This window comes from Grimontia sp. NTOU-MAR1 (assembly GCF_035758505.1).
GTDB lineage: Bacteria > Pseudomonadota > Gammaproteobacteria > Enterobacterales > Vibrionaceae > Enterovibrio > Enterovibrio marinus.
In genome coordinates, this window is the sequence record NZ_CP142108.1 from 3603917 (window position 1) to 3620458 (window position 16542).

Consider the following 16542-nt stretch of genomic DNA (forward strand, 5'->3'; position numbering starts at 1 on the left):
CCTTGCCCCTAACTCGTTCTCAGGTGACCGTTGCCACGCGCATAACTAATGAAGAAGTTCATCGTGAGCGCGAGGATCAATAAAACCATGCCCAACGCAACGCCTTGGGCGAATGCCCCTTTAGACGTTTCCAACGCAATGGCGGTTGGGATGTTTCGCGTATAATTCAAAATATTGCCGCCAACCATCATGGAGCAGCCGACTTCTGTGATGATGCGGCTGAAAGCAGTGATGATCGCTGCTAACAATGGGAATCGGATTTCCCACATCAGTGTCAGCATGGCGCGGGGGATCGAAGCGCCCAGTGTATAGGCTGTTTCCCAGGCACGACGGTCGCTGTTCTGAAAGGCTGCATGCATCAAGGCAATCAAGATCGGCATGGCGATCAAAATCTGTCCCAGGATCATCGCCTTTTGAGTGAATAGCATTTTCCAGTCGCCCATGGGGCCGGCCCGGGAAAGCAACATGTAAAGCAATAGTCCGATGACGACGGTGGGGACGGATTGGAGGGTGTTAACCAGTGACAATACTATCCATTTGCCGGGGATATCCCAATAAGCGAGAGCAAAGCTGATCAAAAGAGCTGGCAAAATCACCAACCCAATTGCAAACAGTGACACTGAAAACGATACTCCGACAATGCCCCATAGTGTTGTATCGCCGCTAAACAGCAAGGCAGCGGCCTGTCGGGTTGTTTCCAGCATATCCATCAGCCCGCGTCCGCCACAAACAGTTGCTGACCATTCACTTTAAAATCGTTGATCATCGCTTGTGCTTTTGGGTTGATAAGCCAATCACTGAAGACTTTTGCACCTTCATAGTTCATGTCTGGGTAGCGACCTGGGTTAATCAAAATCACTTGGTAAGGGTTGAACAGACGCTTGTCGCCTTCCACCAACACTTCCAAATCCAATTTACTCTGATACGCCAACCAAGTACCTCTGTCAGTCAGCGTGTAACCTTGCATTTCGTTTGCCATAGTTAGAGTTGGCCCCATACCCTGACCAACAGCTTTGTAGGCGCCAAACTCTGGTCGTTGGCCAGCTGCTTCCCAAAGGAGTAATTCCTTTTTGTTGGTGCCTGAGTCGTCACCGCGTGAAATGAAGTCTGCATTGGCTGCTGCCACTTTTTTCAGCGCTTCCGCAACATCATTGTTCTCTTTCACATTGGCAGGATCAGTTTTCGGCCCCACTAGAACAAAGTCGTTGTACATCAGGCCTCTTGGAAGTACCCCAAAGCCATTTCCCACGAACCTGGCTTCTGCATTTGGCGCATGTGTCATCACCAAATCTACGTCTCCATTTTCACCCATTTTGAGTGCTTTACCTGTGCCTGCTGCAAGGATCTGTACTTCATACCCGGTGTCTTTCTTGAATTCGGGCAAAAGATAATCTAACAAACCTGAGTGGTAGGTACTGGTCGTGGTTGCCAGCCTAATAAGCTCCGCGGCATTTGCCGTTACGGAAAAGGTTAATAATGTAATAAGCGCAAAAAGTTTATGGTTTTTATTGAATTTCATTCTGTCTTCCTGACATTTGATTGCTTTTTTGTTATGTAGGTTTCGCTTAACCTGCTTAGGTATATTGGACAAAGCAACAAAAATGCCAAAAATTTCCCTTAGGCACTTAAGCGTATAAATTATTGAAAATTAAATAGGTTTGTCACAATTTTTCGATCTGATGACCGACTTTATATACATAATCCATTTAAGGCTTTGTTGGACTGAGTCAAAATGTCCTATGTATGATGAAACTCTCTAGGGTCTGTTGAACTTTGGTGATGGTTTTTGTAGCAGTTTGTGGGGGTTTTATGCTTTGTTGAGGTGTATTTGCTTAGAATGACTAGGCGGCACACACCTCGCCGCGTCTAAAACGCTTATGGCTAGAACAAAATTCAACCACCAAAGGTCAACAGACCCTAAAACATGAAGGCTTTAGACTGAATGAAGGACGCATTACAGCAATTCGGTTTCTCCGCGCTGGTCGTTGATGACGAACCTGGCATGCGCGCAATCTTGAATAAAGCGCTGTCAAAGAAGCTCACTCAGGTGGAAACAGCATCTTCGTTGGAAGAAGCTGAAGCGCTGCGGCAACGTAACTATTTCGATTTACTGATCGTTGATATTAATCTTCCCGGGCGGTCAGGTATTGATTGGCATGAAGCCTTCACCGATGATGAAAGACGCAGCGACATCATTTTCATGACAGGTTATGCCGAAATGGAAACGGCTATTAAAGCACTGCGTGCAGGAGCATCAGACTTCATTCTCAAACCCTTCAACCTTGAACAAATGCTGCAATCTGTGCAGCGCTGCCTCGATAAACGCATGATGGAAAGGCGTAATGTCGCCCTGCAACGTGATGTCGCCCGCTCTTTCCCTGTCGACATTATTGGCGAAGCACCCAAAACCCTCGCTATGCGTGAAATGGTCTCCCGCCTTGCTCCTTCGCCCGCTGCAGTGTTGATTGAAGGGGAGTCAGGAACTGGTAAAGAGTTAGTGGCTCGTGCTTTGCACTCATTGAGCGGACGCAGTGGCCCATTTGTTCCTTTAAACTGCGGTGCTATAGCGCCGGAGCTTTTGGAAAGTGAGCTATTCGGTCATGTTTCCGGTGCCTTTACCGGCGCACGCAAGAGCAAAGATGGCCTTTTCCGTGTGGCTGACAAAGGTACACTTTTCCTTGATGAAATTGGTGAAATGCCACTGCCGATGCAGGCTTCACTGCTTCGGACTCTTGAACAAAAGACTATTCGCCCCGTCGGCGCAGAGCGGGAAGTGCAGGTGGATGTACGTATCGTTGCGGCGACTAACCGAAACTTACAGGAAGAAGTGAACGCAGGTCGATTCCGCAAAGATCTCTACTACCGCCTGAATGTACTTTCCGTTGAATTACCTCCGCTTAGAGAACGCACTGAAGATATTGGTTTGTTGCTCAATCATTTCTCCGAATCACTTTCGCGGGAAATGGGATTGAAACCTGTGGTGTGGTCAGCGGAAGAATTAACCGCAATGCAAGGCTATGAGTGGCCGGGCAACATTCGTGAGCTTAAAAATACCGTTGAAAGGGCGGTACTGCTGGGCAAGCCAGATCCCCAACACTGGAGTGACGGAGAATTGCTAAAAGCCACCTCCGGAGGAGAATCCCAAGTTGTGACTGCCTGTGAGGATGGTTATCCGCAAGAATGGCAATTAAAAGACGTAGAACGCGCGCACATCGAAAAAGTCGTCGATGCTCACGAAGGAAATAAATCTGCGGCTGCGCGACAACTTGGTGTGGCACGAAAAACCCTAGAGCGTAAATTTAAAGAGTGGAATGACGATTAACATGGTGGAGCATTAAGGATGAATCGTCTCAATAAATGGCGACAGCGTTTTCGTACTATGGTGCGCTACCGCCTCTTGGTGCTGACATCTGTTCCTATCATTATTACTTTGCTTGCACTGATTGCGCTCACCATGTATTGGACCTTGGCGTACTCCTGGAAAAGCGCGTTAGCGGGCGTGAATGCAGACCTTGCGGTTGCCAGTAATAGTATGGAAGTCTTGCAGCGGGAACAGCGATTGCATTTGAACGCCATTGCAGGTTCCTACGACTTTCAGATACAGATTGAACGCGAGCCGGAACACATCTTCTCCTGGGCCCAATCTAGAGCGGCGAAATATGATGTGGACTTTCTGGCAGTCTACCCAGCTTCTGAGATAGATCGACTCCCTCACACTCTACGCAGGCCTTTACTTGAAGGCCGTGAGCGAACCTTTTTTCAAGTCATGTCTGATATTGAACTTGAATCCATTACCTCCGAGCTCTCAGCGCGTGCAGAAATCCCCTTACTGAATGAACAGGTGATAGAGTCGCGTGGGTTAATCAGCCGAAGCCTCTTACCATTATTTAACGAAGAAGGAGAGCTTGAGTGGATCATCGATGGCGGCATTCTGCTGAACAACAGTACCGAGTTAGTGGATAGGATCCGCGATCTGGTTTTTCCCGACGGTACACTACCTGATGCTAGTGTTGGGACAGTGACGCTGTTTATGGATGATATCCGCGTCAGTACCAATGTGCCGCTCGACTCTGAGAACAAGTTTGGTCGTGCTATTGGTACCCGGGTTTCGGACGAAGTGCGAAAGTCGGTGCTCGAAAACGGTGATGTGTGGGTGAACCGAGCTTATGTTTACGATGCTTGGTATATCTCAGCATACAAGCCAATCAGAGACTTTAATAATCGGGTGATAGGCATGCTTTACACGGGTTATCTTGAATGGCCGCTGATCTCCCGTTATCTCACTAATCTCGTAGAACTCAGCTTTGGCATTCTTGCGACTTTATTTGTGACGGGGCTTTTGGTTTACCGCGGCGCGAAAGACCTGTTTAGGCCCATTGAGCGCATTCACCGTGTCGTGCGTTTAGTCCGGTTCGATCAGGATGCGCGTATTGGTAAGTTGGGTTTGGACCCACAACATGAACTCGCAATACTCGCTCGGCAGTTCGATACTATGCTCGACCAACTTAAGCAGCAAAATGAGGACATCCGGCAGAATGCATTGGAGCTTGAAGACAAAGTCAAAGAGCGTACTGCAAGCCTTCACGAAACTACCGAAGAGCTTCGCCGGAATATTTTCTTACTGGAGCAAACCCGCAGCAAGCTGCTGTTGAATGAAAAGCTTGCTGCGTTAGGGGAACTGACTGCAGGGATTGCTCATGAAATCAATAACCCAACCGCAGTAATTCTTGGCAACATTGAACTGATGGAATATGAACTGGGTAAAGACGCCACGCTGGTATCAGAAGAAATGAGTGCGGTCTTGGAGCAGATTGATCGTATCCGTAATATTACCCGAAGCCTGCTGCAGTACAGCCGTCAGGGTGGGGTACAGGATGAGATCACTTGGCAGCACGTTAATCCGGTGATTGAAGAAAGTGTTACGCTAGTTCGCTCCGGGACAAAAAAATCCGATGTAGAAGTAGTGACAGAGCTCAACGCCAAATGTTGTGTGGAGATTAATCGTCATCAGCTTTTACAGGTACTGGTTAACCTACAGATGAATGGTGTCCATGCCATGAATGACAGAGGAAAGTTGGTGGTGCGTTCTTCTGATTGGTTGGATGAAAACGGCAAACCGATGGGGGCGACTATTTCTGTGCAGGACTTCGGCTGCGGTATTGCGAACGAAAACCTTACCAAGATTTTCGATCCGTTCTTCACTACGCGCCGATCGGGCACTGGGCTAGGGCTTGCGGTAACTCATGGCATCGTCAGTGGGTTGGGTGGAGAGATTAAAGTGGAATCCGAACTTGGCGAGGGCACCACTTTCACGCTTTATCTGCGTGAGAAGATTCAGACCGATGATGAAATTACTTCGCTGCAGGTAATGGAATAAGGCTGGCGTTTAGCCAGCTGCCCACATTTGCTTGCCTGCATGTTGAAGGTTGTAACCGCCGAACTGCTCGCTCTGATTGACGATTTCCTCGTCATCCAGATGTTGCATCAGCTGTTGAACCAAGGAGCGGAAATAGATGTTTTTCGGGATGACCAGTTCAAAGGCCTCATTGGCAATGGGATGAAAAGCGAGGCCAAATTCTCCCGCGGCACTTTGGCTTCCAAACCCAATGTCTGCTGTTCCTCGGGCAATCGCAGAGCCCAATTCCCGTTCATTCAGACAAACCGTGACCGTATTGAGCATGTCAGTGGTGATCCCGTTTCTGAATAGCCATTCTTCCATCGCTCTTGCGCTGCCTGCGCCGTCCTGACGGCCAGCCCATCGCCATTCCTTACCAGTGAAATGATGCGGGTCGTTCAATTCCTCAGCCAGTTCAGGGCGAATAATCAAACCTTGTTGGCGCTCAAAAGCATGGAGCAACACCCAGTTTTTGTGTCCTGCATATTGTTGGACAAGTGCAGGGTGACGGAGCTTGGCCTCTTCGGCATTTCCCCAGTGAATCGCGCAGATATCGACATGACCTTTCTCCAGCATCGACAAACCCTGTTTGGTGCCTGTGGCGGTGTAGCCCACCAACGCTGTACTGCCCAATGCGTTCGCCATTTTGCTCACAATATGTTGCAGCAAAGGGTCGTCAGAACCTGCAATCAGAAGTCTGTCGCTGAATACACCGTTGTGGCTGGACTCCAGTAACCAACGGTCAAGTAAGCTTCTGGGAAACAGCCATTTGCCCGTGACCTTGGTGGCCGGAAGCACGCCGTCATTGGCCAGGCTGTAGACCTTCTTTTCATTCAGATCGAGGTATTCTGCTACCTGTCGGGCATTCATGAACTCCGGGAAATCACTCATTGGATTCACCTTTCACATCGAATTCGATGTTCTTGGCGCCATTGAACACTTGAAAACGGTGGCCTTTGGCGCGGGCAATCATGGTTATACCAAGCTGTTGGGCAAGGTCATAACCCATCTGGGTCACGCCCGAGCGTGATAGCAGCACGGGTATACCCATTTGCGCCACCTTAATCACCATCTCTGAAGTCAGGCGACCTGTGGTGTAGAAAATTTTGTCTTCGCCAGTTTCGCCTTTCAACCACATTTCGCCAGACAAGGTATCCACGGCATTGTGGCGACCAATATCCTCAACGAAAGAGAGAATTTCCGTGCCTTTGCACACCGCACAACCATGCACTGCACCTGCTGCTTTATAAGTGTCATTGTGATGAGTGAGCGCTTCCAGCAGGCCATACAGGGAAGACTGGGTAATGCGGTGTTCTGGTAGTTTCAGGTCTTCGAGCTTTTTCATCACGTTGCCAAACATGGTGCCCTGACCGCATCCCGACGTGACGGTTTTCTTGGAAAGCGTCTCGTCAATATCTTCATTTTGCTCTGCCGTGACCACAGCAGCAGATTGGGTTTCCCAGTCTATGATCACTGAATCTAGCGCGTCAGCATCATTAATCAATTCTTGGTTTTTGAGGTAGCCCAATACCAGCATATCTGGGCGGGCACCCAATGTCATCAGGGTCACGATCTCCTTCCAATTCAGATAAACCGTCAGGGCGCGTTCACAGGCAATCTGCTTGGTCATTTGCTCGCCGTATTCGTCGAACACAGTGACATCAATCGTTTGAGGGATGTCGGTCTGGGTTTGGATAATTTTTGGTTGGGTCATTTACCCGGCTTCCTTTTGGGTGTGTTAGAGACACAAAAACTGAATGTCATTGGGGCATCAGTAAAGGTAGCAATTCCCGTTCCAATCACGCAGGGTCATCGGGGCTATGGTATGTGTTTTGCTTTATGGGGTTAGAAAACCAGACTTCTCGGAACCACCGATAGTGATTTTGAAGCCTGGATCCACAAGGAGTGTTGTGTGACGAAAACGATAAAAGACCCTCAATATTGGCTAATGCAATTTGACCTTGAAGCAATGGAAGTCGATGTGGGCCGCTGGAAAACCAGGCGTTGGTCTATTGTGAACCTAAACCTGCCTCATACTGAAGAAGAGTGTTCAGACACCCAGATTTCCCTTCCTTTGGAGCTGTTTAAAGACGAACGAACAGACTATCGATTTAATCTCAGCTCCCGCGACCCACACCTCTTTTTCATTTTTGAAGTCGAAGACGATGAGGCTCTCAAACCGCTTCAGGTGACAGCCTCTCAAACTCACGCAGCAAGCTTTATGGATGGTGACGATCTGGTGCTGTCCATTTCGATGCCACTTGCGGTACAGGCATGGATGGAGGCTTTCATTGGTCGCCACGGCGAGCTTCTCGAAGTACGTAAGAAAAAGCGCAGAGGCGCGGGGAGGGCAAGTGGCAACTGAGTCTTTTCTAAATCGTTGGTCAAAGCGCAAGCAAGAGACACAAAGTGAAAACACTGATGAATTAACAGAAGAAAACCTTGCTCCAGAAACACCTGAAATGGAGGGAGACGAGCTATCCCTTCAAGACGATTCGTTGGAAGACGAAGCCCCTTCTATGGAAGACGTAGAGCAACTAAAGGCGGGTGATTCAGCCTCGGTATTCTTGGCGAAAGGCGTCGCGTCAGAAGTGAAAAAAGCCGCCCTGAGAAAGTTATTTCATAGTGAGGCTTACAATGTGTTGGATGGCATGAATGAATACGACCTTGATTATTCGAATACGCCAAACCTCGCGGCTGACGTTGCTGCTTCTCTCAGAAAATGGACCAAGGAAAAGCTTGAAGAGGCCACTCAGGATGAACAGGAAAATCTGCCAGAAACCTCGGCTGATCAAACGGTTAATGAAGAGAGTCTCAACTCGCTTAAAGAAAGTGAGACAAAAAGTACCCATGAAGAATCAGGGGACAATTTGTCCTATCCGCTGGGACAAAATGTCCCAAATGAAAGTGTGGATAAGAATTCGGACGGATCCTGACTCCGTTTAGGTCATTTTTCTTCCTTCAATTCTGGTTCGTTACTTGCTGCACCAGAAGAGTCTTACTTGAAGACGTAGCTAAGCCTCTGTTCAGTAAAGCTAAACGGCGTGATGCCAGCCTTGAAGAACTATCGCATGAAACAGAGTAACGCCGTTTGCCGGCTAGGAACGCAGGTATCTATGGCTACACAAACTACAGCAATTGAGCATATGTCGACGGAAAATAACATAACAACACTCAATCAGTATCTTGAAAATCAAACAGATACCAATGGATTGGCTAGGCTGCATGCGCTTAGAAGCACAGTCACGTTAGGAAACTTAATCCCGCCCACGGTGAGTTTTGAAAGCCGTGGGCTTGCGCTCGTCGTGGGAAACGCCTCTTCACTTTCTTCATTCAGTCAATCAATCGCAGATGATATACGTGACCGTATTGTGCTGCTGTGCAATGAAGCGGGGGCCACGCTTTCAAACCCTGCTGAAGGAATGACATTGTTCTTTAGCAGTGACGTTAAGATTGATGGCTTTCTCGGGTCTTTCCTAGTGACGCTAACCCGCAATGGCGCTCTGCAGAATCTGGCGCAAATTGCTTTCGGGCGTGAGTATTTTGACCTTATTGTTGACCTCACTGAAAAAGGTATTCACGCAGCGCAACTGCCACCTTTGGGTTATCACGCTGTTGGGCGCGGCTTGGTAACGGCTGCCGATGCCTCGGAAGTGGTGATAGAAACCGTTGGGACGTTCGACAAACCGAAATTCTTCCGTTTAGACAATGAGCGCTGCGCCCATGTTTCTCGTGGATTGGAGGGCTGCACCCGTTGCATCGATACCTGTCCGGCAGACGCGTTAAGTTCTATCGAGCAGACTATCACCATCAATCCTTACCTTTGCCAAGGTATGGGATCGTGCGCGACCGCGTGTCCGACAGAAGCCATCAGCTATGCATTGCCAGATCCGGAAAATACCCAGCACTTTGTGTTTGACCTGATTCAACGCTACCGCCAGCAGGGGGGCGAAGTGCCAGCGATTCTTTTTTACGCGGAAGCGGATGAAGATACCTTGGTCGCAGCTATGTCGTCGCTGCCTAACAATACGATTCCAGTGCGATTGGAGGAGTTGGCCTCAGTGGGTTTAGACACTTGGTTGAATGCATTGGTTTACGGTGCTTCACAGGTAATTTTAGCGATGGCCCCAAATCTGCACGCCAAAACACGCCACGTGCTGGAACAGGAACTATTGGTTGCTTCTTCATTCCTCAGCGACCTCAACATTGAGCGGGATCGCATTGCCTTAAAAGCACTGGACACTTTTTCCTCGCTGACCCAATACAGCAACGCGCTGATGACACATCCGGAAAAACTGACGGGTACCAAGCGTGAAAAACTGTGCCAAGCATTGGACTTACTATCTGCGCAATCGGCTCAAACTCTCACCGCATCATTGGTTCCTCAAAATGCGCCATATGGTCGCGTCAACGTGAAAACTGACGAGTGTACCCTTTGTATGGGGTGTGTGGCCGTGTGTCCGACTGATGCACTCCTAGCGATAGGCTCCCATCCGGGAATGACATTCCGTGAGCAGGACTGTGTGCAATGTGGGCTGTGTGAAACAAGCTGCCCTGAATCTGTCATCACGCTTGAACCCCGCTACAACTGGGACACCGAAACGCGTCAACAAAGAGAAACCCTATATGAAGAGGAAGCGGCGAAGTGCACCAGTTGCGGTAAGCCATTTGCGCCGGTTTCCATGGTGAACATGCTGATAGAAAAACTGCAAAACCACAGTCACTTTGAAGGTGACGCCATCAAACGTCTCTCGATGTGCGAAGACTGCCGGGTTCGCGACATTGTCGCTGAAACAATGATCAGCAACCCAGAGAAACAGATGAAGGTTTAGGAGGGACGAATGGCAATGCAGGAAATCATCAACGTGGAAGATGTCACCCGTGAAGAAAACGAAATTCGCCTCAACATCTATCACCTTCTGGCGCACCTATTCAGACAGGCACCTGATCAGGATGTGCTGAACTGGCTGGCGACACTGGAAGTGGAAGGCGACGAAGATACTGGCATGGCTGCGGCCTGGTCTGTTCTCAAGCTGTCCGCAAGTAAAACCAAACCTATGCAGGCGGCCGATGAGTATCAACAGTTGTTTATCGGTGTCGGGCGTGGAGAGGTGGTGCCATTCGGTTCCTGGTATCTCACCGGATCTTTGATGGAGCTGCCGCTGGCACACCTTCGTCAGGACTTACGCCGATTGGGGTTTGAGCGTCAGGAAGAAACCAAAGAGCCGGAAGATCATATCGCCGCATTGCTGGAAGTGATGGCGATGCTGGTGGATGAAGAGGATACAGAAAGCCAAAAGGCTTTTTTCAACCGTCATATTGCGCCATGGTTTGAGCGATTGTGTGACGACGTGATTCGTGCGAATGCAGCAGTATTTTACTCCTCTGTTGCTGCACTCGCGAAACAGTTCTTAACGATAGAAAAAATAAGTTTTACCCAGCGTCCTTGGTAATTCCGCCTGGCAGAAAGCGGACTGAAGCGCTGATAAAAAGTACAAGGAGCAATGTGATGTCAGAAAACCAAAAAGAGACGGGCAAGCCAAATGAAGCGCGCCGCCAGTTCCTTAAGGGATTAGGTGTTGCCGCAGCAGCTGGAGCGGCCACCACAGTGGTTAGTGGAGCGGCTCAAGCGGAAGTGACAGTGGCTAAGCCGGAACAGGAAAACACCTCGGGCTATCGTGAAACGCAACATGTTCGCGATTACTACGATTCCCTCTAACCTGGCTGATGGAGTGAGATGATGAAACTGACGAAACGGTCTGACACCGTCAGCAAGGACGAAAAGCAACTGGGTGTTTCCCGTCGTACCTTTATGCGTAACTCTACGTTGGCTACCGCAGGTGGTATTGCAGCGGCAGGGATGTTTGCGCCGGGCATGATGAAAAAAGCCGCAGCGAAAGACGCTGATCCTAACAAACCAGTTGAACAAAAACGCACGATTTGTTCTCACTGTTCAGTGGGTTGTGGCGTGTATGCAGAAGTACAGGATGGTGTCTGGACAGGCCAAGAGGCTGCGTTTGACCACCCATTCAATGCCGGTGGTCACTGTGCCAAAGGGGCTGCACTGCGTGAACATGGCCATGGTGAACGTCGCCTCAAATACCCAATGAAGCTGGTGGATGGCAAGTGGCAGAAAATTAGCTGGGACACCGCCATTAATGAAATTGGCGACAAGTGTATGGAAATCCGCAAGCAGGACGGTCCGGATTCTGTGTATTTTCTAGGTTCGGCTAAACATAGCAACGAACAGGCATACATGTTCCGTAAAATGGCATCGCTTTGGGGAACCAATAATGTTGACCATCAGGCGCGTATTTGTCACTCCACCACGGTAGCGGGTGTGGCAAATACTTGGGGCTACGGTGCGATGACGAACTCCTTTAACGACATGCATAATTGTAAGTCGATCCTTTTCGTCGGCTCTAACCCTGCCGAAGCGCACCCTGTTGCAATGCAGCATATCCTTATCGCGAAAGAGAAAAACGGCTGTAAGATTATTGTGGCTGATCCACGTCGCACCCGCACTGCCGCGAAAGGCGACCACTTTGTATCCCTCCGCCCGGGAACCGATATTGCGTTTATCTGGGGCCTGCTATGGCACATCTTTGATAACAACTGGGAAGACAAAGAGTTCATTTACCAGCGGGTTTTCGGCATGGATGAAATCCGTGAAGAAGTCGCGAAATGGAACCCTGAAGAAGTAGAGCGTGTGTCCGGTGTTGGACGTGACGACATGTATCAGGCGGCGAAAATCCTTGCCGAAAACCGCCCAGGCTGTGTGGTTTGGTGTATGGGTGGCACGCAGCACACCACAGGTAATAATAACACCCGCGCTTACTGTGTGCTGGAGCTTGCTCTGGGGAATATCGGTAAATCAGGCGGTGGTGCGAATATTTTCCGTGGTCACGACAACGTGCAGGGTGCCACCGATCTTGGCGTTTTATCCCACACCTTACCGGGTTACTACGGCTTGTCTAACGGTGCCTGGAAGCATTGGTCGAAAGTCTGGGATCTGGAATATGACTGGGTTCAGGGACGTTTTGATCAAACGGAATACAATGGCTCTAAACCAATGAACAGCAGCGGTATTCCAGTTTCACGCTGGATTGATGGCGTGCTGGAGGACCCGGACAAAATTGCCCAGAAAGCCAATATCCGCGCCATGTTTTATTGGGGGCATGCGGTGAACTCGCAGACCCGTGGTCCAGAGATGCAAAAGGCGATGGAGCAATTGGACATGATGGTCATTGTTGACCCTTATCCAACTGTTGCTGCGGTAATGAACAATCGTAAAGACGGTGTTTATCTGCTGCCAACAACAACACAGTTTGAGACGTATGGTTCGGTGACGGCTTCTAACCGTTCACTGCAATGGCGTGACAAGGTGGTTGAGCCTCTGTTTGACTCTAAGCCTGATCACAACATCATGTATTTACTCTCCAAAAAACTGGGCTTCTCAGACCAACTGTTTAAGAACATAAAAGTGAACGGTGACGAGCCTTTGGTTGAAGATATCACCCGCGAGTTCAACCGCGGTATGTGGACGATCGGATATACGGGCCAGAGCCCAGAGCGCTTGAAAACGCACCAGCAGAATTGGCATACCTTCAATAAGACGTCACTTGAAGCGGAAGGTGGCCCGGTTAATGGTGAGACTTATGGTTTGCCATGGCCTTGTTGGGGATCACCGGAAATGAAACATCCGGGTACGCACATTCTCTATGACACGTCGAAAGAAGTCGCCCGCGGCGGCGGTAACTTCCGAGCACGCTTTGGCGTGGAGTATGAAGGTGAAAATTTGCTGGCGGTTGACAGCTATTCAAAGGGTTGTGAGCTGGAAGACGGTTACCCTGAATTCACTGACAAGATGCTTAAGCAACTCGGCTGGTGGGATGATCTGACTGCAGAAGAAAAGGCCGCTGCTGAAGGCAAAAACTGGAAAACAGACTTGTCTGGCGGTATTCAGCGTGTCGCCATCAATCACGGGTGTATCCCATTTGGTAACGCCAAAGCCCGTGCAATTGTCTGGACCTTCCCAGATAAGGTGCCGCTGCACCGTGAACCGCTGTATACACCGCGCCGTGACCTGTTGCCTAAATATGCGACTTGGGATGACAAGGCAGACATCTACCGTCTTCCTACTTTGTACAAGTCCATTCAGGATATTGATGCAGTAAAAGACTACCCCATCATTCTCACATCTGGTCGCTTAGTTGAGTATGAGGGCGGGGGTGAAGAAACCCGATCAAACCCTTGGCTTGCGAAATTGCAGCAAGAAATGTTCGTGGAAATCAATATTGCTGATGCCAATGACCTAGGCATTGTGGATGGACAGGATGTTTGGGTCGAGGGGGCGGACAAAGGGCGAGTGAAAGTGAAAGCCATGATTACACCTCGTGTCTACAAAGGGCTGGCCTTTATGCCGTTCCATTTTGGGGGAGTATTTGAAGGCGAGGATCTCAGGTCAAAATATCCAGAGGGTGCTGACCCTTATGTAATTGGTGAAGCGGCAAATACTGCAACGACTTATGGTTATGACCCAGTGACCTTGATGCAGGAAAGTAAAGTGACCCTTTGTAAGATCTTACCAGCGTAATGGGAGCGCATAGTTATGGCTGATATGAAATTCTTATGTGACACCAAACGCTGCATTGATTGCAATGGCTGTGTCACTGCGTGTAGCAACGCTAACTCTGAAGTGGTGACCTGGGGAACGCAGCGTCGTCGTGTCGTTACCTTGAACGATGGCGAGGCGGGCGAAAACTCAGTTTCTGTTGCCTGTATGCACTGTGCCGATGCACCTTGTATGGCAGTGTGTCCAGCTGACTGTTTCTACAAAACAGAAGATGGCATTGTCTTACACAACAAGGAGACCTGCATTGGCTGCGGATACTGCCTGTTTGCTTGTCCGTTTGGGGCTCCTCAGTTCCCGAAAACGGCGGCATTTGGGGAGCGTGGCAAGATGGATAAATGTACCTTCTGTGCAGGCGGTCCAGAGCCGGACGGTTCGGCAAAAGAGCGAGAGCTATATGGTGCAAACCGTATTGCCGAAGGTAAGTTGCCTTTGTGTGCTGAAATGTGTTCTACCAAAGCACTGTTGGCGGGGGATGCAGAGAAAATCTCAGCAGTATTCCGTCAACGCGTTGTAGAGCGTGGCGCAAAAGGAGCAGGCTGGACCAAGGGCGATGACCTTGCCTACGATGCGACAAAAAGCTGATTAGCATGGAACCTGTGGGACTTGTTGTGTCCCACAGTATCAGGAGGAGAGATATGTTTAGAACATTGCTCGCCATGCTAATGGTGATAGCAACCTTTTGGTCTCCAATCAGTCTTGCAGAAGACGGTGCCAAGGCGGATCCCCAGAAAGAAATGGTGCAACTGGCTGGCCCTGAATTCTGGAGAGAAGTGCGAGGTGGGGAATCCGGTTATACGGTTGCGACGGGAGCAGAGGCTGGGCAACTTATTAATGTTGACGGTCAACGCTGGCGGGAAATTCGTAATGAGTGGATCAGTCCACTCGGGCTAATTTTTCTCGCTGTGTCCTTAGGTAGTTTGCTGTTGTTTTACCTTTGGGCAGGACGCATAGAGTTATCGCATAAGCGGACTGGCAAAAAGGTCATGCGCTGGACGCCTTTTGAGCGCGCCATGCACTGGTTTACCGCCATCAACTTTCTGATCTTGGGTTTCAGTGGCGTACTCTTGCTATATGGCAAGCACTTTATTAAACCTGTGGCGCCTGAAGCAGTTTGGGGCAGCATCATCTATGCTGCTAAAGTGTCGCATAACTATCTGGGTCCGCTGTTTGTGCTCGGACTGTTGTGTATGTTGGTGAAGTGGATGAAGAACAATCTCATCAACAAAGTCGACATTGAATGGTTCAAGCAGGGCGGTGGTATTTTGCCAAACGGTAAACACCCGGATGCAGGTTTTTGTAATGGTGGCGAGAAGATCTGGTTCTGGCTGCTAGCAACAGTTGGTGTGGTGGTCTGTATTACTGGTCTGGTGATGGATTTCCCACTCTTTGGTCAAACCCGTGAAGACATGCAGATAGCAAACCTGCTCCATGGTATTGCTTCTTTGGGCCTGTTCGCAGCGGCGTTAGGGCACATCTACATTGGTACGGTGGGTACTGAAGGCGCGCTTGAAGGCATGGCAACAGGCTATGTAGATGAGAGTTGGGCGAAACAACACCACAAGCTTTGGCTCGAAGAGGTGCAGGAAGGAAGCCATAAACCAAAAGCTTCACCAGATAACCAAATTAGTCAAGAAACGTAATGGTCTGTTAATAATGGAAAAGCTGGATTTCTGTCCGGCTTTTTTGTGCTCATCTCACGGGGTAATTTAAAAATATTTTAATTAAATAAAAAATAGTTGAGCTCTTACATTTAAAGATGTAATTTAAATGCATCAATATAAATAAAGGAGTTTCTTATGTCAGGTTTCAACTTAACTCACAAGAAAGCGTCGAAGGTATCCGAGCACATCGCTCTGAAAATCACCAAAATGCTTAAGTTTGTATTGAATATTTTCTATGGCAAGAAATACGCGAAGCGGGCGGTCATTCTTGAAACCATCGCTGCAGTACCAGGCATGGTGGCAGGGATGTTTAACCACCTCAAAGCATTGCGCAGAATGAAAGATGACGAAGGGTGGATTCGAGAGCTGCTAGATGAAGCAGAGAATGAGCGTATGCACCTTATGATCTTTTTGGATATTGCAAAACCAAGCTGGGTTGAACGTATTTTAGTGTTGCTAGGTCAGGGTGTATTTATTCTTGTTTATAGTTTGATTTATCTGTTGTCTTCTAAGATTGCTCATCGCGTAGTCGGTTACTTTGAGGAAGAGGCTTGTAAAAGTTATACCGAATACCTCGAGAAAATCGATAGTGGAGAAGTGGAGAACGTCGATGCCCCTGAACTTGCGATCAACTACTATCAGTTGCCATCAAACGCGAAACTGAGAGATGTTGTCTTGCGTATCCGTGAAGATGAGGCTGGACATCGTGACCGTAACCATGGGTTTGCTGACGCCTATGAACAAAAAGAGCTTCCGGCACATCAGATATAGAGATAGCTGTGACCGGGGCTGAGCGAAAATGGCCTTTTTGAGAAATGAATAGAGCAGTCAGAATCCGAGTGTATTTCGCC

Annotated in this window: 15 protein-coding genes; 11 read left to right on the top strand and 4 right to left on the bottom strand. The window is 49.0% G+C overall.

The features are described from left to right. Nucleotides 1–8 precede the first annotated feature (8 nt). Together VP504_RS16730 and VP504_RS16735 are read right to left on the bottom strand one after the other, a co-directional pair. Nucleotides 9–710: an ABC transporter permease gene (locus VP504_RS16730; RefSeq protein ID WP_325892160.1), complete on the bottom strand. Its 702-nt coding sequence runs from the start codon at nt 708–710 to the stop codon at nt 9–11. Continuing rightward, nucleotides 710–1519: a substrate-binding domain-containing protein gene (locus VP504_RS16735; RefSeq protein ID WP_325892161.1), complete on the bottom strand. Its 810-nt coding sequence runs from the start codon at nt 1517–1519 to the stop codon at nt 710–712. Before VP504_RS16735 ends, VP504_RS16730 begins: the two co-directional genes overlap by 1 nt. 423 nt (nt 1520–1942) lie before the next feature. On the opposite strand from VP504_RS16735, the gene VP504_RS16740 reads away from it, so the two are divergent. Together VP504_RS16740 and VP504_RS16745 are read left to right on the top strand one after the other, a co-directional pair. Then, nucleotides 1943–3322 carry a sigma-54-dependent transcriptional regulator gene (locus VP504_RS16740; RefSeq protein WP_325892162.1) on the top strand — a complete coding sequence of 460 codons (1380 nt, stop codon included), beginning with the start codon at nt 1943–1945 and terminating at the stop codon, nt 3320–3322. Nucleotides 3323–3340: 18 nt separating this feature from the next. After that, a complete protein-coding gene (locus VP504_RS16745) occupies nt 3341–5377 on the top strand; it encodes a sensor histidine kinase (RefSeq protein WP_325892164.1) in 2037 nt (678 codons plus the stop codon). A 9-nt stretch (nt 5378–5386) separates the two neighbouring features. On the opposite strand, the gene VP504_RS16750 is transcribed toward VP504_RS16745, so the two are convergent. Together VP504_RS16750 and VP504_RS16755 are read right to left on the bottom strand one after the other, a co-directional pair. Beyond that, a complete protein-coding gene (locus VP504_RS16750) occupies nt 5387–6286 on the bottom strand; it encodes a helix-turn-helix transcriptional regulator (RefSeq protein WP_325892165.1) in 900 nt (299 codons plus the stop codon). Next, nucleotides 6279–7109: a formate dehydrogenase accessory sulfurtransferase FdhD gene (locus tag VP504_RS16755; RefSeq protein WP_325892166.1), complete on the bottom strand. Its 831-nt coding sequence runs from the start codon at nt 7107–7109 to the stop codon at nt 6279–6281. The genes VP504_RS16750 and VP504_RS16755 overlap by 8 nt, the downstream gene beginning before the upstream one ends. A gap of 198 nt (nt 7110–7307) precedes the next feature. Between VP504_RS16755 and VP504_RS16760 the strand changes: the two genes are divergently transcribed. From VP504_RS16760 to VP504_RS16800, 9 genes are all read left to right on the top strand, one after another. Continuing rightward, nucleotides 7308–7760 (top strand): DUF3305 domain-containing protein, encoded by a 453-nt coding sequence (locus VP504_RS16760; protein ID WP_325892167.1) that lies wholly within the window; start codon nt 7308–7310, stop codon nt 7758–7760. Next, a complete protein-coding gene (locus VP504_RS16765) occupies nt 7750–8331 on the top strand; it encodes a DUF3306 domain-containing protein (protein WP_325892169.1) in 582 nt (193 codons plus the stop codon). The genes VP504_RS16760 and VP504_RS16765 overlap by 11 nt, the downstream gene beginning before the upstream one ends. A gap of 180 nt (nt 8332–8511) precedes the next feature. Beyond that, nucleotides 8512–10227 (top strand): 4Fe-4S binding protein, encoded by a 1716-nt coding sequence (locus tag VP504_RS16770; protein ID WP_442788885.1) that lies wholly within the window; start codon nt 8512–8514, stop codon nt 10225–10227. Nucleotides 10228–10236: 9 nt separating this feature from the next. After that, nucleotides 10237–10848: a TorD/DmsD family molecular chaperone gene (locus tag VP504_RS16775; protein ID WP_325892170.1), complete on the top strand. Its 612-nt coding sequence runs from the start codon at nt 10237–10239 to the stop codon at nt 10846–10848. Between the two features lie 56 nt (nt 10849–10904). After that, nucleotides 10905–11114, top strand: coding sequence for a twin-arginine translocation signal domain-containing protein (locus tag VP504_RS16780; protein WP_062704981.1), 210 nt, complete (start codon nt 10905–10907; stop codon nt 11112–11114). A gap of 21 nt (nt 11115–11135) precedes the next feature. Continuing rightward, a complete protein-coding gene (locus VP504_RS16785) occupies nt 11136–13991 on the top strand; it encodes a formate dehydrogenase subunit alpha (protein ID WP_325894073.1) in 2856 nt (951 codons plus the stop codon). A 15-nt stretch (nt 13992–14006) separates the two neighbouring features. After that, nucleotides 14007–14612 (top strand): formate dehydrogenase FDH3 subunit beta, encoded by a 606-nt coding sequence (fdh3B, locus tag VP504_RS16790; RefSeq protein ID WP_062704985.1) that lies wholly within the window; start codon nt 14007–14009, stop codon nt 14610–14612. A gap of 53 nt (nt 14613–14665) precedes the next feature. Further along, the gene (locus VP504_RS16795; protein ID WP_325892171.1) at nt 14666–15670 is read left to right on the top strand and encodes a formate dehydrogenase subunit gamma; all 1005 of its coding nucleotides are present in this window, start codon (nt 14666–14668) and stop codon (nt 15668–15670) included. A 156-nt stretch (nt 15671–15826) separates the two neighbouring features. Next, nucleotides 15827–16462 carry an alternative oxidase gene (locus VP504_RS16800; protein ID WP_325892173.1) on the top strand — a complete coding sequence of 212 codons (636 nt, stop codon included), beginning with the start codon at nt 15827–15829 and terminating at the stop codon, nt 16460–16462. Nucleotides 16463–16542: the final 80 nt, after the last annotated feature.

Bases quoted from the DNA above. Each gene is read 5' to 3' on its own strand.
- VP504_RS16730 (WP_325892160.1), bottom strand. From the start codon at position 710: ATGGATATGCTGGAAACAACCCGACAGGCCGCTGCCTTGCTGTTTAGC.
- VP504_RS16735 (WP_325892161.1), bottom strand. From the start codon at position 1,519: ATGAAATTCAATAAAAACCATAAACTTTTTGCGCTTATTACATTATTA.
- VP504_RS16740 (WP_325892162.1), top strand. From the start codon at position 1,943: ATGAAGGACGCATTACAGCAATTCGGTTTCTCCGCGCTGGTCGTTGAT.
- VP504_RS16745 (WP_325892164.1), top strand. From the start codon at position 3,341: ATGAATCGTCTCAATAAATGGCGACAGCGTTTTCGTACTATGGTGCGC.
- VP504_RS16750 (WP_325892165.1), bottom strand. From the start codon at position 6,286: ATGAGTGATTTCCCGGAGTTCATGAATGCCCGACAGGTAGCAGAATAC.
- VP504_RS16755 (WP_325892166.1), bottom strand. From the start codon at position 7,109: ATGACCCAACCAAAAATTATCCAAACCCAGACCGACATCCCTCAAACG.
- VP504_RS16770 (WP_442788885.1), top strand. From the start codon at position 8,512: ATGGCTACACAAACTACAGCAATTGAGCATATGTCGACGGAAAATAAC.
- VP504_RS16775 (WP_325892170.1), top strand. From the start codon at position 10,237: ATGGCAATGCAGGAAATCATCAACGTGGAAGATGTCACCCGTGAAGAA.
- VP504_RS16780 (WP_062704981.1), top strand. From the start codon at position 10,905: ATGTCAGAAAACCAAAAAGAGACGGGCAAGCCAAATGAAGCGCGCCGC.
- VP504_RS16785 (WP_325894073.1), top strand. From the start codon at position 11,136: ATGAAACTGACGAAACGGTCTGACACCGTCAGCAAGGACGAAAAGCAA.
- fdh3B (WP_062704985.1), top strand. From the start codon at position 14,007: ATGGCTGATATGAAATTCTTATGTGACACCAAACGCTGCATTGATTGC.
- VP504_RS16795 (WP_325892171.1), top strand. From the start codon at position 14,666: ATGTTTAGAACATTGCTCGCCATGCTAATGGTGATAGCAACCTTTTGG.
- VP504_RS16800 (WP_325892173.1), top strand. From the start codon at position 15,827: ATGTCAGGTTTCAACTTAACTCACAAGAAAGCGTCGAAGGTATCCGAG.